General features: G+C 62.2%; 18 protein-coding genes. 6 read left to right on the top strand and 12 right to left on the bottom strand.

Annotated features, from left to right (window positions below; translation table 11 throughout):
* The first annotated feature begins 11 nt into the window (after positions 1-11).
* On the top strand, positions 12-923 hold the full coding sequence (lpxC, locus tag CQ002_RS05475; protein ID WP_003171886.1) for a UDP-3-O-acyl-N-acetylglucosamine deacetylase: 912 nt from the start codon (positions 12-14) through the stop codon (positions 921-923).
* Between the two features lie 138 nt (positions 924-1,061).
* On the opposite strand, the gene CQ002_RS05470 is transcribed toward lpxC, so the two are convergent.
* The 6 genes from CQ002_RS05470 to CQ002_RS05445 all read right to left on the bottom strand — a co-directional run bounded on the left by CQ002_RS05470 (position 1,062) and on the right by CQ002_RS05445 (position 10,591).
* Entirely contained in the window at positions 1,062-2,555 is a 1,494-nt protein-coding gene (locus CQ002_RS05470) for a sensor domain-containing diguanylate cyclase (protein WP_098465801.1), read from the bottom strand.
* Between the two features lie 87 nt (positions 2,556-2,642).
* Entirely contained in the window at positions 2,643-3,965 is a 1,323-nt protein-coding gene (locus CQ002_RS05465) for an OprD family porin (RefSeq protein ID WP_105161668.1), read from the bottom strand.
* A gap of 304 nt (positions 3,966-4,269) precedes the next feature.
* Positions 4,270-5,634 (bottom strand): heavy metal sensor histidine kinase, encoded by a 1,365-nt coding sequence (locus CQ002_RS05460; protein WP_069021821.1) that lies wholly within the window; start codon positions 5,632-5,634, stop codon positions 4,270-4,272.
* Positions 5,624-6,301: a heavy metal response regulator transcription factor gene (locus tag CQ002_RS05455; protein WP_034102259.1), complete on the bottom strand. Its 678-nt coding sequence runs from the start codon at positions 6,299-6,301 to the stop codon at positions 5,624-5,626. The genes CQ002_RS05460 and CQ002_RS05455 overlap by 11 nt, the downstream gene beginning before the upstream one ends.
* 31 nt (positions 6,302-6,332) lie before the next feature.
* On the bottom strand, positions 6,333-9,428 hold the full coding sequence (locus CQ002_RS05450) for a multidrug efflux RND transporter permease subunit (protein WP_105161669.1): 3,096 nt from the start codon (positions 9,426-9,428) through the stop codon (positions 6,333-6,335).
* A complete protein-coding gene (locus tag CQ002_RS05445; protein ID WP_105161670.1) occupies positions 9,425-10,591 on the bottom strand; it encodes an efflux RND transporter periplasmic adaptor subunit in 1,167 nt (388 codons plus the stop codon). The genes CQ002_RS05450 and CQ002_RS05445 overlap by 4 nt, the downstream gene beginning before the upstream one ends.
* 213 nt (positions 10,592-10,804) lie before the next feature.
* On the opposite strand from CQ002_RS05445, the gene CQ002_RS05440 reads away from it, so the two are divergent.
* Both CQ002_RS05440 and CQ002_RS05435 read left to right on the top strand, forming a co-directional pair.
* Positions 10,805-11,038 (top strand): hypothetical protein, encoded by a 234-nt coding sequence (locus CQ002_RS05440; protein WP_034102262.1) that lies wholly within the window; start codon positions 10,805-10,807, stop codon positions 11,036-11,038.
* 163 nt (positions 11,039-11,201) lie between these two features.
* Entirely contained in the window at positions 11,202-11,972 is a 771-nt protein-coding gene (locus tag CQ002_RS05435) for a transporter substrate-binding domain-containing protein (RefSeq protein ID WP_034102263.1), read from the top strand.
* Between the two features lie 299 nt (positions 11,973-12,271).
* Here CQ002_RS05435 and CQ002_RS05430 read toward each other — a convergent pair whose 3' ends face one another.
* From CQ002_RS05430 to CQ002_RS05405, 6 genes are all read right to left on the bottom strand, one after another.
* A complete protein-coding gene (locus CQ002_RS05430) occupies positions 12,272-13,015 on the bottom strand; it encodes a YkgJ family cysteine cluster protein (RefSeq protein ID WP_105161671.1) in 744 nt (247 codons plus the stop codon).
* Positions 13,016-13,123: 108 nt separating this feature from the next.
* A complete protein-coding gene (locus tag CQ002_RS05425) occupies positions 13,124-13,606 on the bottom strand; it encodes an N-acetyltransferase (protein ID WP_069021829.1) in 483 nt (160 codons plus the stop codon).
* Positions 13,607-13,609: 3 nt separating this feature from the next.
* A complete protein-coding gene (locus CQ002_RS05420; protein WP_069021831.1) occupies positions 13,610-14,512 on the bottom strand; it encodes a chemotaxis protein CheV in 903 nt (300 codons plus the stop codon).
* A gap of 186 nt (positions 14,513-14,698) precedes the next feature.
* A complete protein-coding gene (locus tag CQ002_RS05415; RefSeq protein ID WP_034102267.1) occupies positions 14,699-15,673 on the bottom strand; it encodes a D-glycerate dehydrogenase in 975 nt (324 codons plus the stop codon).
* A 123-nt stretch (positions 15,674-15,796) separates the two neighbouring features.
* Entirely contained in the window at positions 15,797-16,765 is a 969-nt protein-coding gene (locus CQ002_RS05410) for a LysR family transcriptional regulator (protein ID WP_034102268.1), read from the bottom strand.
* A gap of 97 nt (positions 16,766-16,862) precedes the next feature.
* Complete coding sequence (locus CQ002_RS05405) at positions 16,863-19,064, bottom strand: hypothetical protein (RefSeq protein WP_146117453.1); 2,202 nt, start codon at positions 19,062-19,064, stop codon at positions 16,863-16,865.
* Positions 19,065-19,294: 230 nt separating this feature from the next.
* Between CQ002_RS05405 and CQ002_RS05400 the strand changes: the two genes are divergently transcribed.
* The 3 genes from CQ002_RS05400 to CQ002_RS05390 are packed head-to-tail and all read left to right on the top strand — an operon-like array spanning position 19,295 to position 23,196.
* Positions 19,295-20,806 carry an efflux transporter outer membrane subunit gene (locus tag CQ002_RS05400; protein WP_105161673.1) on the top strand — a complete coding sequence of 504 codons (1,512 nt, stop codon included), beginning with the start codon at positions 19,295-19,297 and terminating at the stop codon, positions 20,804-20,806.
* A gap of 10 nt (positions 20,807-20,816) precedes the next feature.
* Positions 20,817-23,006 carry an FUSC family protein gene (locus CQ002_RS05395; RefSeq protein WP_105161674.1) on the top strand — a complete coding sequence of 730 codons (2,190 nt, stop codon included), beginning with the start codon at positions 20,817-20,819 and terminating at the stop codon, positions 23,004-23,006.
* Positions 22,996-23,196 carry a DUF1656 domain-containing protein gene (locus tag CQ002_RS05390; RefSeq protein WP_034102272.1) on the top strand — a complete coding sequence of 67 codons (201 nt, stop codon included), beginning with the start codon at positions 22,996-22,998 and terminating at the stop codon, positions 23,194-23,196. Before CQ002_RS05395 ends, CQ002_RS05390 begins: the two co-directional genes overlap by 11 nt.
* The last annotated feature ends 9 nt before the right edge of the window (positions 23,197-23,205 follow it).

Genomic DNA, 23,205 nt, shown 5'->3' with positions numbered 1-23,205 from the left:
CGGTCCAAGCCATGATTAAACAACGCACTCTGAAGAATATTATTCGTGCCACAGGTGTAGGTCTGCACTCCGGGGAGAAGGTATACCTGACCCTCAAGCCTGCACCTGTCGACACCGGCATCGTGTTTGTGCGTGCCGACCTGGACCCTGTGGTGCAGATTCCTGCTCGCGCGGAAAACGTTGGCGAAACCACCATGTCGACCACATTGGTCAACGGTGACGTCAAAGTGGATACGGTGGAGCACTTGCTCTCGGCCATGGCTGGCCTGGGCATCGATAACGCCTACGTCGAGCTCTCCGCGTCCGAAGTCCCGATCATGGATGGCAGCGCTGGACCCTTCGTATTCTTGATTCAATCTGCCGGCCTGGAAGAACAGGACGCAGCCAAGAAGTTCATTCGCATTCTGCGGGAAGTGACAGTAGAAGACGGCGACAAGCGCGCCACCTTCGTCCCGTTCGAAGGCTTTAAAGTGAGCTTTGAGATCGATTTCGATCACCCGGTATTCCGTGACCGCACCCAAAGTGCAAGCGTGGATTTTTCCAGCACTTCGTTTGTAAAAGAAGTCAGCCGCGCCCGTACCTTTGGTTTCATGAGTGACATCGAGTACCTGCGCAAGCACAACCTCGCACTCGGCGGCAGCGTTGAAAACGCCATTGTGGTCGACGCGGATGGTGTACTGAACGAAGACGGCCTTCGCTACGAAGACGAGTTCGTGAAGCACAAGATCCTCGATGCAATCGGTGACCTCTACCTGCTGGGCAATAGCCTGATAGGCGAGTTCAAAGGCTTCAAGTCGGGCCATGCCCTTAACAACCAGCTGCTGCGCAAGTTGATTGAGCAGACAGATGCTTGGGAAGTCGTGACCTTCGAAGATGCCAGCACCGCACCGATCTCTTACATGCGTCCCGTTGCGGCGGTGTAAGTCACAACTCTCTTCTTTAGTTTTGAAAGGCTGCCTTCGGGTGGCCTTTTTTTATGCCTGGTGATCCGCCAGCGATAACGCGCGGCAAGCCCCGCTCACCGCAGTAAACCTGCGCACCCCAGGAAGGGGCCGCGCTCATCACAGGGTCGCCGCATCCACAATCCGATTACGCCCCGTATGCTTGGCTTCGTACAGCGCCCGATCCGCACTCAGCAACAACGTCTCCAGCGACAGGCGGCTGCGCTTTTCCCAGGTACTCATGCCAATGCTCACCGTAATCGGCTGTTTATCCCCCGCCACCCTCGGCAAGTGTTCGATACTGCTGCGGATATGCTCGGCGATCACCCTGGCGCCCTTGGCATCGGTCATCGGCAGCACCACAGCAAACTCTTCACCGCCATAACGCGCCGCCAGGTCGGCCGGACGGCGGATATTGGCGCCGATCACTTGCGCCACCGTACGCAGCGCCGCATCACCACCATGATGGCCGTGGCGGTCGTTGAAGGCCTTGAAGTGATCCACGTCGATCATCAGCACCGTCAGCGGCTCCGTCGAGCGTTGCGCGCGATCCCACTCCAGGCGCAGGCGCTCGTCCAGGATGCGGCGGTTGGCCAGGCCGGTCAGGGCGTCGGTGGCTGCCAGTTCTGACAGGACGCGCTCAGCGCGATAGCGGCGTCGCAGTTCCCGGCGCAGCATCCAGGTCAGCCATAACAAGCCAATACAGAGGATGCCAGTGGCACCACTGGTCAGCAGTGCGGCGCGTATCCAAGGGGCGAATACATCTTCACTGGACAGTGCTACCACCACAATCAGCGGCAGTTCTCCGACATTGGTGAAGGTGTACAGGCGCTCCTTGCCGCTAATGGCCGAGATGGCCTGGAAGCTGCCATTGCCTTCACGCAGTATTCTTTTGAAGTTCGGTCGTTCGCTCAGGTCCTTGTCAATCATGTCGCTTTCCAGCAGTGGCTGCTGCGCCAGCAAGATGCCTTGGTTGTTCAGCAGGTTGATGCTGCTGCCATTGCCGATCGTCAGGGTGCTGAATAGCTGATCGAAATACGCCAGGCGCATGGTCGCGACCGCGACGCCCGCGAACTCGCCATTGGGTCCCGAAACGCGCCGACTGAATGCCATGCGCCAGACCTGGTCGCAGTTGCAATGGATCTTGAACGGCCGACTGATAAACAGGCCGGCCTGGGCGTCCTTGGCATGCACCTGGAAATAATCGCGGCTGGCAAAGTTGCGCGGGGTGGGTTGCAGGGTGGAAGAGTCAGCGATCACCGCGCCATTGGCGTCCAGCAAGAGCACTTCGCCCTTGAAAGGCGCCGCCGTGGATAAGTCGAACTGCACCAGGTGCTGGATATTCGCCGCAACCTGCGACAGGTCATTGCGCTGCTTGGCTGCGATCAACCCCTTGAGGGCCAGGTCGTAGAGCTCGACGTTACGCAGCACGTCGGCGTTGATCAATTGCGCAATATTGGTGGTTGAGCGCGTGGCTGCCCGCAGGGTGCTGGCGTGTTCACGGATCAGCAATACAGCGACGATCACAACGATCAAGGCGACGGTGAGGCCACTGCCCAGAATCAGTAGAAGTTCCGGGCGTGCTGGCAGGGTACGAATGCGGGGTCGACTCATCGCGCAGACTTCAGCAGGGAAGATGCTGGCAGTTTAGTTCTACGCGATGAAAATTAAATCACTGGTTAAAAAGAAAGATGCGTGGGGTCAGAACACGTTGATCGGATAGTCGACGATCACCCGGTACTCATCCACGTCCCGGTCTACCGCGGCATAACCGTTGCTCCCGCGGTTGACCGCCCATTGCAGGCGCACCGCCAGGTCCTTGGCCTTGCCGCCCTGCACCACGTATTTCACGTCGATGTCCCGTTCCCAATGCTTGGCGTCCTTGCCATCGGCGCTGTACCAGGCACTGTAGCCACGGCTTTGCGGGTCGACCTTGGTCAGGTCGGTCTTGCCGCTGATGTACGAAACGGCCGAGGTCAGCCCGGGCAGGCCCAGGCCGCCGAAGTTATAGGCGTACTTGAGTTTCCACGAACGCTCATTGGGGCCGTTGAAGTCGGAGTATTGCTGGGAGTTGTCCAGGTACACGCTGTCGCCCTGGGCGATGTAGTCGAACGGCGTGTTGCCGTTGACCCGCTGGTACGCGGCGGTCACGCTGTGATGGCCGACGTCCACGGTGAAGTGCAGGCTGTAGGTGTTGTTGTCGATATCCCCCAGCAGCGACTGCCCGGTGTCCTGGGTATGGTAGTAATGCAGGCCGGGGTTGAGACTGATCATCTCGTTCACCACGTAGGTGTAGTCCAGGTCGTAGTAGTACTGGTGCCACACGTCCTTGAGCTCGGAGGCGTAGAGGTTGCTGGTCAGCCCGTCGATACCGCTGAACGACACGCCTGCCCAGTTCATGTGCTGGCTGTCTGCGTTGGCGGGCAGGGCGCCATAGCTGGTGCCGATGCGGCGGTGGCCGCTCTGGTTGTAGAGCTTGGTAAAACTGGCCTGGCCACCTTCGAACATCCAGCCATCGAGGCTGTGGTTGGTCAGGCTCACGCCGCGGAAGGTCTGCGGCAACATGCGGGTCGCGCCGCCGGCGATCACCGGGTTATTGAGGAACAGGTCGCCGGCTTTCAGTTCGGTGTCGAATGCGCGCATTTTCAAGGTGCCGCCTGCGGTCGAGAACGAACCGGGGGCCTTGCCGTTGCCGCTGCCGTACGGAAGGATGCTGGAACCATCCGTGCCGCCACCGCCGTCAAGTTTAAGGCCGAGCATGGCGTGAGCGTCCAGGCCGAAGCCGACGGTGCCCTGGGTATAGCCGGATTCGAAGGTGCCGATGAAACCCTGGCCCCACTCCTTGCTGTCATCGGTGTGGATGTCACGACGGTCGCGGTTCATGTAGTAGTTGCGGGTGTTGATGTTGAGGTGCGAGCCTTCGACGAAACCGTCTGCAGGTAGGGTGTCTGCCGCGTGGGCAATGGGCGTGATCGTTGCTGCGATTGCGAGAAATAACGGGGTGAACGTCAGCGAGTTCTTCACCGGTGTAGCTCCTTTGGTCAATCGGAAACGGCCAATGTCGTGGGTGTGTGCCTGGCCTTTTTTACGGCAAAAAAAAGCCGCTGAAGTCAGCGGCTTTAAGACAGATTCCCAGTGTAGAGCCCTGGAAATAAGTCGAGGGAAATTCGGGTAAGCGGGAGGCTGCCTTTGCCGTCGCGCTCATCGATGCGTCAAATTAACGCAGGCGAGCGGTGCGATACAGAGTGTAACAAGATAATGACTGTTGCCCAAATCGCAACAGTCAGGGCGACGGGGGGCTTCTTTGGCCACCTGTTGACCGAGGTGTTCAGGCCGGCAGAGTAATGCCGAAGGTATTGCCGCCTTGTTCGCTGCGCACGAACACATCGCCGCCGTGCATCAACGCAATCGCCTTGACGATGGCAAGGCCCAGGCCGTGATTGGCGCCGCTGTTGCTGCGCGACGCATCTACCCGGTAAAAACGCTCGAACAAGCGTGGCAGGTGTTCGCTGGCGATCGCGTCGCCGGGATTGGTCACACCGATCGCCACCTGATGCTCCTGCACCTCTATGTTCACGGTGATCACCTGCCCGGGCGCGGTGTGCTGTACCGCGTTGCTCAGCAGGTTAATCAGGGCTCGGCGCAGGTGCGCCTTTTCGATCTGCACCAGGGCATCGCCTCGGACCTGCACCTGGACCTGGGCGTCTTCGAGGATGAAGTCCAGGTAGTCGAGGGTGGTCGCCACTTCATCGGCCAGGGAGCTTTCGATCAGCTTGGTGGCCTTGCTGCCCTGGTCGGCGCTGGCCAGGAACAGCATGTCGTTGATGATCGAGCGCAGGCGCTCCAGCTCCTCGAGGTTGGATTGCAGCACCTCGAAGTAATGCTCGGCAGAGCGCCCGCGAGTCAGCGCGACCTGGGTCTGGCCGATCAGGTTGGTCAGTGGCGAGCGCAGTTCGTGGGCCACGTCGGCATTGAACGACTCAAGGCGTGAGTAAGCCTGTTCCACGCGGTCGAGGGTGGAATTGAATGAGTTGACGAACTGGCTCAACTCCGGCGGCAACGGTGACAGTTGCAGGCGCCCGGAGAGCTTGGGTGGGGCGAGTTTCTGTGCCTCATCCGAGAGTTTGCCCAGGGGTTTGAGGCCGATGCGCGCGACCCAGAAGCCCAGCAACGACGCCAGCACCACGCCCACCAGCGAGAGGGCGACCAGCGCTACCAGCAGGTGGTGCTGGGTGGCACGGAAATTCTCGGTGTCGATGGCGATCATGAAACGCAAGGGCGGGCGTTGATCCTTGGCCGGGAACTGGCTCACCAGGACCTTGAGCGGGTATTCGCGCCCCGGCAGGCGCAGGTCGCGCTTACCCGTCGGGCCTTCGGCGAAGGCACGGATCTGCGCATCGGGGTTGCCGTACTCGTAGTTGGGATCGCTGCTCACGACCCAGAACCGGATGCGCTTGTCTTCCTCGCCCAACAACTTGAGCTTGGCCTGAATCTTCACCCAATGGTCCGGTGTGCCGAAGCGGTTCACCGACGACTCCAGCACGCTGTAGCGCGCATCCAGCTCGGCGCCTGGCAACAAGCCGAGGCTGCGGTCCACCTGCTGATACAGCGCGCCGCCGATCAACAGGAAGATCAGCAGCGCCACCAGCGTGAACAGGCTGCTCAGGCGCAGGGCAATGGAGTTAGCTGACACTTCGGCTCTCCAGCACATAGCCCATGCCACGGATGGTGTGCAGCAGCTTGGTGTCGAACGGCCCGTCGAGTTTGGCACGCAGGCGCTTGATCGCGACTTCCACCACGTTGGCGTCGCTGTCGAAATTGATGTCCCAGACCATTTCCGCAATCGCGGTCTTGGACAGGATCTCGCCCTGGCGCCGCGCCAATACGCTGAGCAGCGAGAATTCCTTGGCGGTCAGGTCCAGGCGCAGGCCGTTGCGGCTGGCCTTGCGGCTGATCAGGTCGATCCACAGGTCGGCAACCGTCACCTGCACCGGTTCGTGGCCGCCGCTGCGCCGTGTCAGGGCTTGCAGGCGCGCCACCAGTTCCAGGAAGGAAAACGGTTTGCCCAGGTAATCGTCGGCGCCCTCGCGCAGGCCGCGAATGCGGTCTTCCACACGCTCGCGGGCGGTGAGCATGATCACTGGCGTCTGCTTGCGTGCGCGCAATGCACGCAACACACCAAAGCCATCGAGGCCGGGCAGCATCACGTCGAGCACGATCACGGCGTAGTCGTTTTCCAGCGCCAGGTGCAAGCCCTCGACGCCTTCGCGGGCGACGTCGACGGTGTAGCCCTGTTCCGTCAGGCCGCGGTGCAGGTAATCCGCGGTTTTTTCTTCGTCTTCAATAATCAGGACGCGCATCAGCCTTTTGCTCCAGGGCGGGGCCTCAGCCTCAATGTGTGGTCGCCAACGCAGGCGTTGGTTTGGGCTTGTGGAAAAACTTTTCAAGGTACAAGTATATGACGGGGGTGGTGAACAGCGTCAGCGCCTGGCTCACCAGCAAGCCGCCGACCACCGCGATACCCAGCGGTTGGCGCATCTCCGCACCGGGGCCGGCACCGAGCATCAGCGGCACCGCGCCGAGCAGGGCCGCGAGGGTGGTCATGATGATTGGCCGGAACCGCGTGACACAGGCTTCATAGATCGCGTCCTCCGGCGACAGGCCCCTGACGCGCTGGGCCTCCAGGGCAAAGTCGATCATCAGGATGCCGTTTTTCTTCACGATACCGATCAGCAGCACCAGGCCGATCAGCGCCATGATCGAAAAGTCCTGGCCCATCAGCGACAGCATGATCAGTGCACCCAACCCCGCCGAGGGCAAGGTGGAGATGATCGTCAACGGGTGCACGAAGCTCTCGTACAGCACACCGAGGATGATGTACACCGCCACCAGCGCCGCCAGGATCAGCCATGGTTGACTGGCGAGCGAGCTCTGGAAGGCTTGGGCTGCGCCCTGGAAATTGCCGATGATGGTGGTTGGCATGCCGATTTCATTCTTGGCCTGGTTGAGCATGATCACCGCATCGCCCAAGGCCACGCCCGGCGCCAGGTTGAACGACAGGTTGGCGGCCGGGAACATGCCGTCATGGCTGATCGAAAGCGGCCCCACGCTAGGTGGGTCAACCTTGGCCAGCGCTGACAGTGGCACCATCTCGTTGGTCAGCGGCGAGCGCAGGTAGAAATAGTTGAGGCTTTCGGCCTTGCCGCGTTGCTGAGTGTCCAGTTCCAGCACCACCTGGTACTGGTTGATCTCAGTCTGGAACTCGTTGATCTGGCGCTGGCCGAAGGCGTCGTACAGCGCCTGGTCGACATCGGTGGCGGTCAGGCCAAAGCGCGCGGCGGCCTGGCGGTCGATGCTGATATGGGTGATGCTGCCGCCCAGTTGCAGGTCGTTGGACAGGTCGCGGAATGCCGGGTTGGCGCGCAGTTTTTCGGTCAGGCGTTGGGTCCAGGTATTGAGCGTCGGGCCGTCATTGCTCTTGAGCACGTACTGGTATTGTGCGCGGCTGGGGCCGGAGCTCAAGTTGATGTCTTGCCCTGCGCGCAGGTACAACACGATGCCCGGCACCTTGGCCAGCTTAGGGCGGATGCGGTCGATGAACTGGCTGGCGGACACATCGCGGTCGCCGCGGTCTTTCAAGGCGATCCAGAAACGGCCGTTGGCGATGGTCTGGTTGCTGCCCGTCACGCCTACCGAGTGCGAAAACGCCTGCACCGCCGGGTCGGCCTTGACGATCTCGGCCAGTGCCTTGTGCTTGGCGACCATGTCCGGGTACGACACATCAGCCGCCGCTTCACTGGTGCCGAGCACGAAGCCGGTGTCCTGTACCGGGAAGAAGCCCTTGGGGATAAACACATAGCCGACCACGGCCAGGGCGAGGGTTACCACGAAGATCGCCGCCATCGTGCGTTGATGCGCCAGGGCGCGGCGCAAGTTGCGCGCATAGCCGGCCAGCAGTCGCTCGCTGAAGCCCGGTTTGTCGTGGGCGTGATGGGTGGGTGCGCGCATGAACAGCGCGGCCAGGGTAGGCGCCAATGTCAGCGAGACCACCACCGAGATCAGGATGGTCGAGGTCGCCGTCAGCGCAAACTCCTTGAACAGCCGCCCGACCACGCCGCCCATGAACAGCAGCGGAATAAAGGCCGCCACCAGCGAGAAGCTGATGGACACCACGGTAAAGCCGATCTCGCTGGCCCCCTTGATTGCTGCTTCGCGCTTGTCGAGGCCTGCCTCCAGGTGGCGGTGAATGTTCTCCACCACCACGATGGCATCGTCCACCACAAACCCCACGGCGATCACGATCGCCACCAGTGTGAGGTTGTTCAAGCTGAAGCCCATCAGGTACATCAACGCAAAGCTGGCGACCAGCGACACCCCCAGCACGCTGGACACAATCATCGTGGCCGACAACTGCCGCAGGAACAGCGCCATCACCGCCACCACCAGCAGGATGGCGATCAGCAGCGTCACCTCGACTTCATGCAGCGACGCACGGATGGTCTTGGTACGGTCAGTCAACACGCTGACCTGCACTGACGCCGGCAGCATGGCTTGCAGGCGCGGCAGCTCGGATTGGATGCGGTCCACGGTCTCGACGATATTCGCGCCGGGCTGGCGCGAGATCACCAGGTTGACCCCTGGCGTGTCGCCGGACCAGGCCTGTACGTAGGCGTTTTCCGACCCGTTGATGACTTTGGCAATATCACGCAGTTGAACCGGTGCACCGTCCTTGTAGGACACGATCAACTGGGCGTACTCATCCGGGTGGAACAACTGGTCGTTGGTCGACAGGGTCGACACGCTGTTCTCGCCGTAGATCGCGCCCTTGGCCAGGTTGAGGCTCGATTGCTGGATGGCCAGGCGGATATCGGCCAGGGTCAGGCCGATGGCGGCGAGTTTGTCCGGGGAGGCTTGTACCCGAATCGCCGGGCGCTGCTGGCCGGTGATATTGATCTGGCCCACGCCGTCGATCTGGCTGATCTGCCGCGCCAGCAGGGTTTCCACGTAGTCGCTCAGCTCAGTGCTGGGCATGCTGTTGGAACTGACGCTGAGGATCAGCACCGGGCTGTCCGCCGGGTTGACCTTCTTCCAGGTCGGCAGGCTGGGCATGTCACTGGGCAGTTTGCCGGACGCGGTGTTGATCGCCGCCTGCACTTCTTGCGCGGCCGTGTCGATGCTCTTGGTCAGGGTGAATTGCAGGGTCAGCAGGCTGGAGCCGAGGGCGCTGCTGGAGGTCATCTGGGTCATGCCGGGGATGGCGCTGAATTGCACTTCCAACGGCGTGGCCACGGATGAAGCCATGGTGTCCGGGCTGGCCCCGGGCAGGGTGGCAGTGACCTGGATCGTCGGGAATTCCGCTTCTGGCAGTGGGGCGATGGCCAGGCGTGGGAATGCGATGAGCCCGAGCAGCACCAGTGCGAAGGTCAGTAGCAGCGTGGCGACGGGGTGGTCGACGCACCAGGCCGACGGCGAACGAATGCCACTCATGGCTGCACCTTGGCATCGACGGTCTGGATCACCTGCGGCGGCTCCTTGAGCACCTCCACCTGGGCACCGGCCTTGAGCCGAGACTGGCCATCACTGACCAGCACATCCCCGGCCTGCACGCCCTTGATGATGTTCACGTCGCTGTCCTGGTACGTGACCTGCACCGGTACCACATCGACCTTGTCACCCTTGACCCGATACACAAAGTGCGAATCCAGGCCGCGTTGCACCACTGTCGGCGGTACCACCAGGGCATTTGTGTCGAGGGCGGTCTGGATCTTGATGGTCACCAGTTGCCCTGGCCACAGGCGCTGCGAGGCGTTGTTGAATTCGGCCTTGGCACGCAGGGTGCCGGTGGTGGAACTGATCTGGTTGTCGATGAGGCTCAGGTGGCCTTCGCCCAGCAAATCACCGGTCTGGCCGTCAGTGTCGGCACCCATGTAGGCATCGACGCTGGCCTTGGTGGGCGCCGCGATCAGGCCTTGCAGGGTCGGCAGCATCTGCTGCGGCAGGGAGAACTCGACGGCAATCGGGTCGATCTGTGTCACGGAGAACAGGCCCTGGGTGTCGCTGGTGCGCAGGAAGTTGCCTTCGTCCACGGTGCGAATACCCACGCGGCCGCTGACCGGTGAACGTATTTGGGTGTAGGAAAGTTGTACCTGAGCCGAGTCGATCGCCGCCTGGTTGCCTTGGGCCGTGGCCTTGAGCTGGTTGACCAGGGCTTGTTGCTGGTCATAGGTCTGTTTGGACACGCCGTCGTCGACGCTCAATTCCTTGTAGCGCTTGAGGTTGACCAGCGCCACCTGCAACTGCGCCTGGCTTTCGCCGAGCTGGGCCTTGGCCTGGTCAAGGCTGGCGCGGATCGAGCGGTCATCGATGGTGGCCAGCAGGTCGCCGACCTTGACCAATTGGCCTTCCTTGACCAGCAATTTGGTCAGGATGCCGTCCACTTGAGGGCGAATCACCACACTGTGCAGCGACAGTACCGAGCCAATCCCGCTGACAAAGCGCGGAATATCCTGCTGTACCACGCTGACCACCCGCACCGGTATCGCCGTGGGCGCCGCCAGCTTGGTCTTGGCTGGGCGGGTCAGTGCCCAGGCTGCAACAGCCAACACCACGAGGACACCCACGATCAGGGCGGTTTTTCGTTGAATTTGCATGGGTGAGGCGCCAGGGCAAAGAATTGGAAGTGTGTGAGGCCTTTATAGCCTGCCAACCCGGTCAGCACGGTGACTGCTAACTGACAGCGCTGTCAGTAAAGGCCGACCATTCGTACAGGTGGTGGTTAAAGATCCGAGGCGGGCAGGTATACTGCGCCCCAGCGTGGCCCGCAAGCCGGCCCCGCGTCATTCTTTGCACGCTCCGGAGCTTCCATGACTTCCCCGACACAACCCCCTGTTGACGCGGCCGACCTCGTCGATCCGGCCAGCGCCGAAGGCGTTGAAAAAGCCGAGATCCCGGCGTTCAAGTTTCCCTTCAAGCCGGGTGAACTGGCGGGGGCCAAGAATACCGCCCAGCCCTGGTACAAGAACGGCGCCAAGAATGGCCACACCAAGAGCCCAGGCATGGCGCCGCCGGGCACTCGCCGTTCCATGGGTAAACGTTAGGATTAATCCGCTGTAATATTTGCGGATGTTGCCTACAGCCTCCGTTGATCTTTCTGCTTGTAGGCCCGCGACCGTTTCTTGAAAGCTTGCACAGCTTCCGCTCTGCCCCGATTTTTTACCGGGGTGCAGCGGAGGGCGCTCTTTCCGGAAAAGGACGTTTCCTGTGCCCCTGATACACCTCTGTGTAGCGCTTGCCCTGTTATTCGCGGTGGATGCCGTAGCCGGCACTGATCAACCGCGACGCGAAATCCGCTTCGCTGTTGCCGCTCAATTCCCTCCCTTTCAGAGCCGCAACCCGCAAGGGCAGTTGGTCGGCCTGAACATCGAGCTGGGCAACGCGCTCTGCCAGCAATTGAATGCGCGCTGCACCTGGGTGGATCAGGTGCTGGTCGAAAGCTTCGAAGGCCTTGAGTCCCGGCGATTCGATGCAATCATGGGCATTGCCCCCACGCCCCTACGGCGGCGTTGGGTGAGCTTCACCGATAACCTCTACCCCTTCACCACGCGCCTCGTCGCGCGGCGAACTTCTGGTCTGTTACCGACGCCAAGGTTGCTCAAGGGCAAGCGAGTCGGTGTATTGCTCGGCAGTAATCGCGAGGCCTTCGCGCGGTCGCAATGGGCGCGCAAAGGCGTGATCATCAAGAGCTTCTGGCTCAACGACGAACTGGTTCGTAGCCTGGTGGCAGGCGATATCGATGCGACGCTGCAGGGCACGGTGGAAATCCGCGACGCCCTGCTCGACACCGCTGCTGGCCAGGATTTCGACTTCCTGGGCCCCGCCGTCTCCGCCGAATTGCTGGGCGACGGTGTGGCGATCGCGCTGCGCAACACCGACACAACACTGCGTGCGGAGCTTAACCGTGCCCGCGAAGAACTGGTGCACAACGGTGAATACCAGCGGATCCTGGCGCCCTATCGCCTGGATGTCCCTTGAAGGCCGGTTATTGCGCAAAACAGGCGCTGGACCCGTGTTCGCCTCACCGGTGGGCTTGGCGTCGACGCCAGCAACCGTTCGACTGAGGGCGTTGAGGTATTGCCTACGAAGTCAAAAGCCCAGTCGTGAGGGCCCACGTGTACTTGTTAAACCGTGTGGCGCGTTCTTGGCGTCGTTTCCCTGCCCGCACTACCTTTGCAGCGAGCACACAGTTCGCGAACGCGCGGATTGAAACCGAGTGCCTGGCCAGCTATTGACCCGCTACAGACAGGTGAGCGAGGCGCCAGGGGCGACGCAGATCAAGCAGCGCGCAACGAAATAAATGCGTAGTTGGCCGGCACCTCAGTTGCAATCTGCGCCCCGGCATCCAGCACTTGCTCGGCGATGTCCATGCCGGAGACATGGAACACCCACTCATTGGCCACGGGCGGCCGATCCACGGCCAATTCAATTGCGGTGGCAAACGCGCCCATGTCCGGCAGGTAGGCGGTAAACCCATCGCCCTTGAGCGCCGTGGTGCGAATACCCAGCAGGGCGCATACCGCCTCCTTGGTCTGCACATCGTCGCGGTCTGCCTGGCGCGAGCGGCGGATCAACTCGGCCAGTTCCAGGTCCATCAACTCGCCACCCACGATCAGCGCCGGCCCCTGTTGCCAGGATTCCGGTGGGCAATCCTTGGCGGCTGGGTTCAGTGGGATATGCGGGTTGATCTCCATCGGGTAGATGCGACACACCAGCGGGCGACGCTCATAGATGCGACACAGGTTGTCTTCGTCAAGATTCCGGCAGCGCCCGGCGTTATAGGCGGCAAAGGTGATTGCCACAAACGCCTCGGTGGTGCCGCTGGGCACGATCACCGAACGGCGCTCGGCATGTTCGCGTTGCTGCTGGGGCAGGCCCAGGCCATTGCCCAGGAAGCCCTCCACCAGAACGATGACATGGCCGCCATCGGCCGCCCACATGCGGGCCTCGTCGAGGGTCAGGGGCACGTGGTGGTCCGTGCAGCATTTGCCGCAACCAACGCAGGAAAACTGAGTATTCATGGCGGATCTGTCACCAGGCTAGGTCAGAGGGCACGCAGGAACAGTGACGGGTTTTTACCTCTGTTCACCGTTTTGGATCTCTGGAAGCAAGTTATACGCCAGTGCCTGTCAGTCCTCAGGCACTGCATCGCGCAGGACAAATCTCATTCCCGCGCTTTCATACAGCTGGCGGGCACGCAGGTTGCTCTCGCGCACCTTGAGGTCCACATAGGGTTCTCCGCGCTGCTTGAACGTCTGGAAGCTGTGCAGCAACAACGCGCGGCCCAAGCCTTGGCCCTGGGCACATGGGTGAACCGAGAGGTTCTTGATAAACGCGCTGGTCCAGCACTGCGCCACGGCGAGGATGCCTTCGTCGTTGCTCGCCACCAGGCAGAGCGTGGGGTCGAACTCGGCATCGGTGGTGAACTGGTGCTGCCAGGTTTCCAGGTTGGGAACGCGGCCGCCGCCCTGGTCCTGGGTCAGGCGCAACACCGCATGAATCGCCGGGGCGAGGTCGGCGCGGTAATGATCCAACTGCGTGCCCGCCGGCCACTGCGGCGCCGGTAGGGCGGTGGTGAGGTCACGGCGCAACAGTTGGAAATACTCTGCCACCCGTTACTGCCCCTGTTGTGCCACGGTCTGCGCTGCCACGACCAGGCACTTGGTCAACTCGGGCGAGGAAAACTTGGTCAACACCGCGTTGGCGCCGGCCAGGCGGGCTTTCTCGCTGTTCATCGCGCTGTCCAGGGAGGTGTGCAGCAACACGTAGAGGTGCTGGAAGTCCGGGGTTTCGCGCAAGGTGCGGGTGAGGGCGTAGCCGTCCATTTCCGACATCTCGATGTCCGACACCACCACGTTGATCTGCTCGGCGGTGCCTTGCAGCTCCAGCAGCACGTCGATGGCCTCCTTGGCGCTGCGGGCGGTGTGGCAGGTGAGGCCGAGGTTGCGCAGGGTGTGCACGGATTGCTGGAGCGCCACCTGGCTGTCGTCCACTACCAGGATACGTGCGTGGCCGAGCACCTCGGCCTCTTCCATGGTCAGGTCAGTCGGTGCCACTTCGATCGGTGCCGGCGCGATGCCATGGATGACTTTTTCGATATCCAGCACTTGCACCAGGCCGCCTTCCACCTGGGTAACCCCGGTGATGAACGCGCGGTTCCCCCCGGAGCCATAGGGCGGCGGGCGGATGTCGGTGGTCAGGCAATGCACAATCTTGCTCACCGCCTGCACATGCAACCCCTGCTTGGAACGGCTTACGTCGGTGACGATCAGGCAGCCTCCGTCCGGATCCTGCAGGGGCATTTCGCCGAGTGCGCGGCTCAGGTCGATCACGGCCAGCGAGTTACCGCGCAGGGTGGCGATGCCTTTGACGTGCGGGTGGGACTCCGGCAGCTTGGTCAACGGCGGGCAAGGGATGATTTCGCTGACTTTCAGCAGGTTGATCGCCATCAGCTTGCCGCTGCGCAAGGTAAAGAGCAGAAGCGAGAGGGAGTCTGCGCGGGCTTTGGTGGTGGACATAAAAACCTTCTGTGGATCAGGAATGATGATCTATAGAGAGTTATCGACTTGGGGGAGCCAGGCTTTAACCGGATTTTGTGTCGGGATGGGGGGGGGCGCTGGCTTGCCTGCGATGCGCGCACCTCGGTCACTGATTTGCACCGGGGTGATGCGATAGCAGGCCATCCAGCTTAAATGCGCTAGGGGTCAGCCCTTCCACACCTGCGGGTTCACCAGGTCCTGCGGGCGCTGGCCCAGCAGGGCGCTGCGCAGGTTGTCGAGGGCACGGTTGGCCATGGCTTCGCGGGTTTCATGGGTGGCCGAGCCGATATGCGGCAGCGTCACGGCATTGCTCAGTTGGAACAGCGGCGACTCGGCCAGGGGCTCGCGCTCATACACATCCAGCCCGGCACCGCGGATACGCTGGCTTTGCAGGGCTTCGATCAGCGCCGGCTCGTCCACCACCGGGCCGCGTGAAATGTTGATCAGGATCGCGCTGGGCTTCATCAGCCCCAGCTCGCGGGTGCTGATCAAGTGACGGGTCTTGTCGCTCAACGGCACCACCAGGCAGACGAAATCCGCCTCGGCGAGCAGCTCGTCCAGGCTGCGAAACTGCGCACCCAGTTCCTGTTCCAGCGCCGGCTTGCGGCTGTTGCCGCTGTACAGGATCGGCATGTTGAAACCCAGCCGCCCACGCCGGGCCACGGCCGCGCCGATATTGCCCATGCCGACGATACCCAGCGTCTTGCCATGCACATCGCAGCCAAACAACGACGCGCCGACGCTGGCTTTCCACTGGCCGGCCTTGGTCCAGGCGTCCAATTCGGCCACGCGGCGGGCACTGCTCATCAGCAGGGCGAAGGCCAGGTCGGCAGTGCTTTCGGTGAGCACGTCGGGGGTGTTGGTGAGCATGATCCCGCGCTCGTTGAAGTACGGTACGTCATAGTTGTCGTAGCCCACCGAGACGCTGGACACCACTTCCAGCTGGTTCGCCCCTTGCAACTGCTCGCGGCCCAGCTTGCGACCCACGCCGATCAGACCATGGGCGTGGGGCAGGGCTTCATTGAATTGAGCGTTGATATCCCCCAGCTTGGGGTTGGGCGCGATCACCTCGAAGTCCTGCTGCAGGCGTTCGATCATTTCCGGGGTGACACGGCTGAAAGCGAGGACAGTCTTTTTCATTGCAGGCGGGCTCATCGACTACGGAAGAATGCCAAGCACGCTAACATTCCTGGCCCCGGTTGTCAGGAGACGGCATACCTAAACTGGGCAGCGTCCCCATTGGGCCGGTGTTGCCAGATTGAATCAGTTCGCCAGTCGCGCACCGCTGAGGCTGCCACTCAATTCATACGCCACCAGTTCCGCCTGGTGTGCCGCCAGAATCTCTGGCAGCGAGCCGCGCAGGTATTCCACCCAGGTCTTGATCTTCGCATCCAGGTATTGGCGCGACGGGTAGATGGCGTACAGGTTCAATTCCTGGGAGCGGTAGTTGGGCATCACCCTCACCAGGGTGCCGTTGCGCAGGCCCTCGATCGCCGCGTACACCGGCAGCAGGCCGATGCCCATGCCGCTGGTGATCGCGGTTTTCATCGCATCGGCCGAGTTCACCAGAAAGGGCGAGGTGTTGATTGCCACGCTTTCCTGGCCTTCGGGGCCGTTGAAGGTCCACTTGTCGAGCTGGATCACCGGGCTGACCAGGCGCAGGCAGGCGTGGTTGAGCAGGTCATCGGGGCGATGGGCGCAGCCCTTGGCCTTGACGTACTCCGGTGAGGCACAGGCGATGCTGTAGGTGATGCCCAGGCGCTGGGACACGAAGCCGGAGTCAGGCAGCTCGCTGGCCAGCACGATGGACACGTCATAGCCTTCGTCGAGCAGGTCTGGCACGCGGTTGGCCAGGGTCAGGTCGAAGGTGACGTCCGGGTGGGTACGGCGATAGCGCGCAATGGCGTCGATGACGAAGTGCTGGCCGATGCCGGTCATGGTGTGCACTTTCAACTGCCCGGCAGGGCGTGCATGGGCGTCGCTGGCTTCGGCCTCGGCTTCCTCGACGTAGGCCAGGATCTGTTCGCAGCGCAGTAGGTAGCGTTTACCGGCCTCGGTCAGGGCAATGCGCCGGGTAGTGCGGTTGAGCAAGCGGGTTTGCAGATGGGCCTCAAGGTTGGAGACCGCGCGCGACACATTGGCTGTGGTGGTATCCAGTTGCACGGCGGCGGCGGTGAAGCTGCCGGCTTCGGCCACGCAACTGAAGGCGCGCATGTTTTGCAAAGTGTCCATGGAGTGTTCTCAAGGGAGATGCCAAATTGTGACATGAAGTTGCGCGCAGGTGTGTATCCGCTGGGCGCTGTACCCCCCCGACATAAGTGGCGAAAGGTCAGGACAAGGTCCAAGCCGCACTGACGTTCGCCCTATAGTGCGGCATATATTCCCGGAGCAAGTGATGCAAAGCCGCCCGTGCGAGGGCGCGGTTTTCACCGGTAGGCGCGTCGAGGGCGGCGTGGGCGTGCTGTATCAGCGCTTCGGCGGCCCGGGTGAGTACCGGGCTGATGCGTTTGAGCGCGTCAATCTCGGCGGTCAGCGACGTACCGTGGGCCTGCCGGCCCAGGGTGTCGAGCAATGCATGAACGTCATCGGCGTGCCGGTCTACGTAATCGTCCCAGCCCGGCTGCTCATCGGGGTTTTCCAGGTAGCGGCGGGCGATTGGCAACAGATGATCCAGCGAGTCGCTGCCTAGGCGTTCCTTGCGCAAGGTTTGCCGGGTGCGCAACGACTGCGCCTCGATGCCGCTGAACTGCTCGACCTGTTCCGGCAGCACCAGGTCGCGGTTTTTGTCCACCGTATGACGGGTATAGAGCACCACCGGTTGGCCGTGCTTGATCTTCACCAGCACTTGGGTGGACGAGGGTCTGGCGGGATCAAGCAGCGATTCGCTGATCGAGCGGACCAGGTGTTCCCAGTCGAATGCCTGCTCGCCAATGGCGCGAAGTGCTTGGTGCAGCATTTTCTTGACGACTTGCCGGGATTTTAAAGGGGCAATATCGATTGTCAGGTAATCACCGCTCAGGTGCGGGTCATCGAGCTTGCGGTGGCTGACTTCAATCGCCACCCCTTTGCCTGCCCCGGCCTGCGACGAGGCCGTTACCCCGGCAGAGAAACTCTGCACCTGGGCCGTGGCGGTCAACTTGTAGACTTTCAGCGCATCGGGGCGCAGCTGTGCACGGTTGCGCTGGATCAGCGTGTGCAGTTCAGTATCCAGCGGCCTGTCGATGCGCGATTGTGCCTTGAGCAGCACATAGCGCTCCAGCAATGACTGGGCCTGTTTGTTGCTGGCGCGGCGGGTGGCGTTCAGCTCGGAGGCGGGCACCGGTGTGCAGACCTGCTGGGTGAATTGTGTGCTGGTGGCGCCTATGTGGTTTTTCATGTCGGCCAACAGCGCCAAAGGGTTGTCGTTGTAGTGCGTGTGCGAGGCCAGGCGGCGGAGTGCCAACTCAGGCGCTGTTTCATACAGGCCCAGGATGTCCAGGGTGATGTGGCGGTGAGTGCGTTGCAGGGTTGGCTTTATCGTGGTGTTGACCTGCAGGGCACTGAAGACATTCACCGTCGCCTTGTTATGGGCCGTCAACGTGAAACCGCGTTCGGTGATCACCGGTTGGGAAGTGTTTCTTACGCTGGGCAGCTCGACATCGGTCAGGCCCGCGCCGGCCAGCGCAGCCCTGACATAGGGTTGGCTCAGCGCTGAGTAAGCCAGGTGTTTCTGCAGGTGATGGCTATCACGCAACAAACTGGGCAGGTTCTTCACCGTGCGACGGATGCTCTCGCTGAGAGAGGTGCGAACGGAATGGCTGCGGGCATCGGCGTACTGCTCCAGGTTGGTGTATTCGCAAGACGAAACATAGCCGATACCGAGTTGGCTGCGGGTCTGGAACTGCGCTTCGATCGATGACTTCAACTGGGCCTGCAGGCTGATGGCGCGCGTGCTTCTGATGCGCTGGTCGGCGCCGACCTCCAGGCGCGAGTCGGCTGCCAGCTGCGGCCCGGCACGCGTCTGCAGCGTTGGCTCCAATGCAAAGCTGTAGCCGATATGACGGTGGTTGCTGCGTTCGCCGCCGTTGCGGACATAGGCGAGTGCCGGCAATAGCTTTTGCGTCAGGCGCAGATGTTTGCCAGCGCTGACGGCTGCCCGAAACTGCCATTTGAGGGCGCGACACAGTACATAGTCGGCTTCGATGCCCGGGTCCCGGGAGGTGCGGTGCCGGCGAAGCAGGTGTTCGGCCTTTTTGAAAAACGCGTAAAAATCCGGTAGCGCCTCTACCGACACCTCAAGGCTCGGCTCTGGGCTGGACAGCTTGTGGTGAAGCGCCTCTATCGACGCTTGATCGCGATGATAGCCCGCAAGCGGGATCAGCTTTTCCAGGACTCGGTCTGCGATCCAGCACACATCACGTTCCAGGGGGCGCATGCCGGGTTGCAGGGGGGCTGGCGAGAGGTGTAGCTGCCTGCGCAGAACGTCAGCGGTCTCTTGTGCAGGCGCGGGTATGGACGCCTCGAAAGGGCGTGCGTTGAGGACTGAAAACATTCGGGCACTCCAGAGGGTGGAATGCTCGTTATTCTGCTCGCCGGCATCGCACCGGGCTGTAGGGGGAATACCCCTGCGCCGGTATAAATAGCCCAACATCCTTGGCGCCGACCCGGATTATCGCCTGAACGGTAACAAAGATTCACAGGAATGCCCGCTTATCGTTCCCCATGCCGCCCCCTAGAATTGCGCCACCTCTCCCCGCTATACCACCTCAGGAATTCGCAGCAGTGCCGCGTCGCATCAGCAGAGAGCTGAAGACTCTCAGTGTTTGGGCCTTATCGTTAGCAATCAGCGGCTGCATCGGAACCGGAGGAATCGCCCCCCAAGGCCAGTCCCTCAACGCCAGTAACCTGGCCACCGACGAAGCGATCCAGAGCGCCGCCCAGGATGCTCACTGGCCCACCGCGCAATGGTGGCAGGCCTACGGCGATCCCCAACTCAACCGTTGGGTCGACCTCGCCACCCAACACAGCCCGAGCATGTCCATGGCCGCCGCGCGGGTGCGTGAAGCACGGGCCATGGCCGGGATCGCCGAGTCGGCGGAGGCGTTGCAGATCAATAGCGACACCACCCTCAAGCGCCACAATTGGCCCAAGGATCAGTTTTATGGCCCCGGCGAGCTGAGCGGCGCCAACACCTGGGACAACGCTGCGTCCCTGGGCCTGAGCTATGCCCTCGACCTGTGGGGCCGCGACAGCAACGCCACCGAGCGTGCCGTAGACCTTGCCCACATGAGCGCCGCCGAAGGGCGCCAGGCCCAGCTCGAATTGCAGAACAACGTGGTACGCGCCTATATCCAGCTGTCGTTGCATTACGCCAACCGCGACATCGTCGCGGCCACATTGGCCCAGCAACAGCAGATTCTCGACCTGGCCAATAAGCGCCTGGACGCCGGGATCGGCACCCACTTCGATGTCAGCCAGGCCGAAACCCCCTTGCCCGAAACCCATCGCCAACTGGACGCCCTGGATGAAGAAATCGCCCTGACCCGTAACCAGTTGGCGGCATTGGCGGGCAAAGGGCCGGGGGAGGGGGCGACATTGCAGCGTCCGACGTTATCCCTCGCCGCACCCTTGAAACTGCCGTCGAGGCTGCCGGCGCAATTGCTCGGGCAACGCCCTGACGTGGTCGCCAGTCGCTGGCAAGTCGCGGCCCAGGCCCGGGGCATCGATGTGGCCCACGCCGGGTTCTATCCCAATGTCGATTTGGTCGGCAGCCTCGGCTACATGGCCACCGGTGGCGGCGTGCTGGAGTTCCTGGCGGGCAAGAAACTCAACTACACCGTGGGGCCTGCGATCACCTTGCCGATCTTCGACGGCGGTCGCTTGCGTGCAGAACTGGGCGAAGCCAGCGCCGGTTATGACATCGCTGTCGCCAAGTACAACCAGACCCTGGTCAATGCCCTCAAGGGCATCAGCGACCAATTGATCCGTCGCGAATCCATGGCTAAGCAATCCGCCTTTGCCGCGCAATCGGTGGCGTCGGCGCAGAAAACCTACGATATCGCGATGATCGCCTACCAGCGTGGCCTCACCGACTACCTCAATGTGCTGAATGCGCAGACGTTGCTGTTCCATCAGCAGCAGATCGAGCAACAGGTCCAGGCCGCGCGCCTGAGTGCCCATGCTGAATTGGTGACGGCCCTGGGCGGCGGCCTCGGCGCCGGCGACGATGTGCCGCAAGACGCCAAGACCCTCCCGCGCAAGACCCCGGCGGCGCTGGCCGTGTTCGATCACTGAGTAGACTTTGATGACTCCCTTGCCTGTACCGCTGCGCTGGCTGCATTCCCTTGAGTGGCGCCGTGGTTTTTTCGACTGGGCACGCAGCGATGGCGTGACCTGGGTGTACATCTTCAAGGTCCTGGTCGCCGCGTTCCTGACATTGTGGTTAGCCATGCGCCTGGAGCTGCCGCAACCGCGCACCGCGATGATCACCGTCTTTATCGTGATGCAGCCACAGAGTGGCCAAGTGTTTGCCAAGAGCTTCTATCGTTTCCTCGGCACCCTGGCGGGGTCGGCGGTGATGGTGCTGTTGATCGCCTTGTTCGCGCAGAACACCGAGCTGTTCCTGGGGGCTTTGGCGATCTGGGTGGGCATTTGCACCGCTGGCGCGACGCGCAACCGTAACTTCCGTGCCTATGGCTTTGTACTGGCCGGCTACACCGCGGCGATGGTCGGCCTGCCGGCCCTGGCCCATCCCGACGGTGCCTTTATGGCGGCGGTGTGGCGGGTACTGGAGATTTCCCTGGGGATCCTGTGTTCCACGTTGGTCAGTGCTGCGATCCTGCCGCAGACCAGCAGCGCCGCGATGCGCAACGCCTTGTACCAGCGCTTTGGCGTGTTCGCGCTGTTCGTCACCGATGGCCTGCGCGGGCGCAGCCAGCGTGAGGGGTTCGAGGCCAGCAACGTGCGCTTTATCGCCGAAGCGGTGGGCCTGGAAGGGTTGCGCAGTGTCACCGTGTTTGAAGACCCGCACATGCGTCGACGCAATGGCCGGCTCAGTCGCCTCAACAGCGAGTTCATGAGCATCACCACGCGCTTCAACGCCTTGCACCAATTGCTGGAGCGGTTGCGCACGGATGACGCGGACCATGTGGTCGCGGCAATCAAACCCGGCCTGCAAGACCTTGCCGAAGTGCTTGATGGCTTTTCCGGTCGTGCGCTCACCAGCCCAGATGCGGCGCGCCTGGTCAATCAGCTGAGCGCCTACAAGGACGGCCTGCCCGCCAAGGTTCGTAGCCTGCGTGCGAGCTTCCAGGAGCAAAACCCCAGCGAAGCCGAACAGCTGGATTTCCACACCGCTTACGAACTGCTTTACCGCTTCGTCGATGACCTGCACAACTACGCGCAAACCCACGCTTCCCTGGCAGACCACAGCCATGCCCGCGAGCAATGGGACGAAACCTTTATCCCGAAAACCAACTGGCTGGCCTGCGCCGCCTCGGGGATTCGCGCGTCGTTCATCCTGATCGTGCTCGGCAGCTATTGGGTGGCGACCGCCTGGCCCAGCGGCGCCACCATGACCCTGATCGCCGCCGCCACCGTGGGCCTGTCGGCCGCCACACCCAACCCCAAGCGCATGGCCTTCCAGATGGCTTGCGGCACGTTGATCGGCGCGCTGGTGGGCTTCGTCGAAATGTTCTTCGTGTTTCCCTGGATCGACGGCTTCCCGCTGCTGTGCGTGATGCTCGCCCCGGTGATCATCTTCGGCGCGTTTCTCGCCTCGCGCCCGCAATACGCGGGTATCGGGGTCGGCCTGCTGATCTTTTTCAGCACCGGCTCGGTGCCGGATAACCTCACGGTCTACAACCCCTATACCTTTATCAACGACTACATCGCCATGGTCATCGGCATGCTGGTGTGCGCCGCGGCGGGGGCGATCATCCTGCCGCCCAACAGCCGCTGGCTATGGCGCCGGCTGGAGCAGGACCTGCGTGAGCAAGTGGTGTATGCGATCAGCGGCAAGCTCAAGGGCCTGGCTTCGAGTTTCGAAAGCCGTACCCGCGACCTGTTGCACCAGGCCTACGGCCTTGCGGTCGGCCAGCCGCAGGTGCAACGCGATTTGCTGCGCTGGATGTTCGTGGTGCTGGAAGTCGGCCACGCGATCATCGAGCTGCGCAAGGAGCAGGCGATTTTGCCGGTGCACCCGGCGTACGCCGAATCCCAGCCCTGGCGCCAGGCGATCCGGGTGATGGGCCGCTCGCTGGTGCGGCTGTTCCTGCAACCCAGCGCGAGCAACCTGGAGCGTGGCCTGATTGCCGTCGACCATGCGATCAGCCGTGTGCAGGCCACCGACGAGCCCTTCGCCCCGCACTTCGACACCTCGGCGCTGCGCCGGGTGAAGAGTTACCTGCACTTTATCCGCACCTCGCTTTTGGACCCGCAATCCCCCTTGGCGGCCCTCAAAGGCGCCACGCAAGGAGCCCTGCATGCCTCGTGAAATCGCGTTCCACGGCGTCTACATGCCGACCATGACCCTGATGTTCTTGATCGCAGCCGCGCTCGCCTGGGCGTTGGATCGCTTCCTGGCCGGGTTCGACCTGTACCGTTTTTTCTGGCACCCGGCGTTGTTGCGCCTGAGCCTGTTCGTTTGCCTGTTCGGCGCCTTGGCGCTGACCGTCTACCGTTGAGAATGCCCC

The organism is Pseudomonas sp. MYb13 (assembly GCF_002980075.1).
Classification (GTDB): domain Bacteria; phylum Pseudomonadota; class Gammaproteobacteria; order Pseudomonadales; family Pseudomonadaceae; genus Aquipseudomonas; species Aquipseudomonas lurida.
This window is presented reverse-complemented; position numbering and strand designations above follow the sequence as displayed.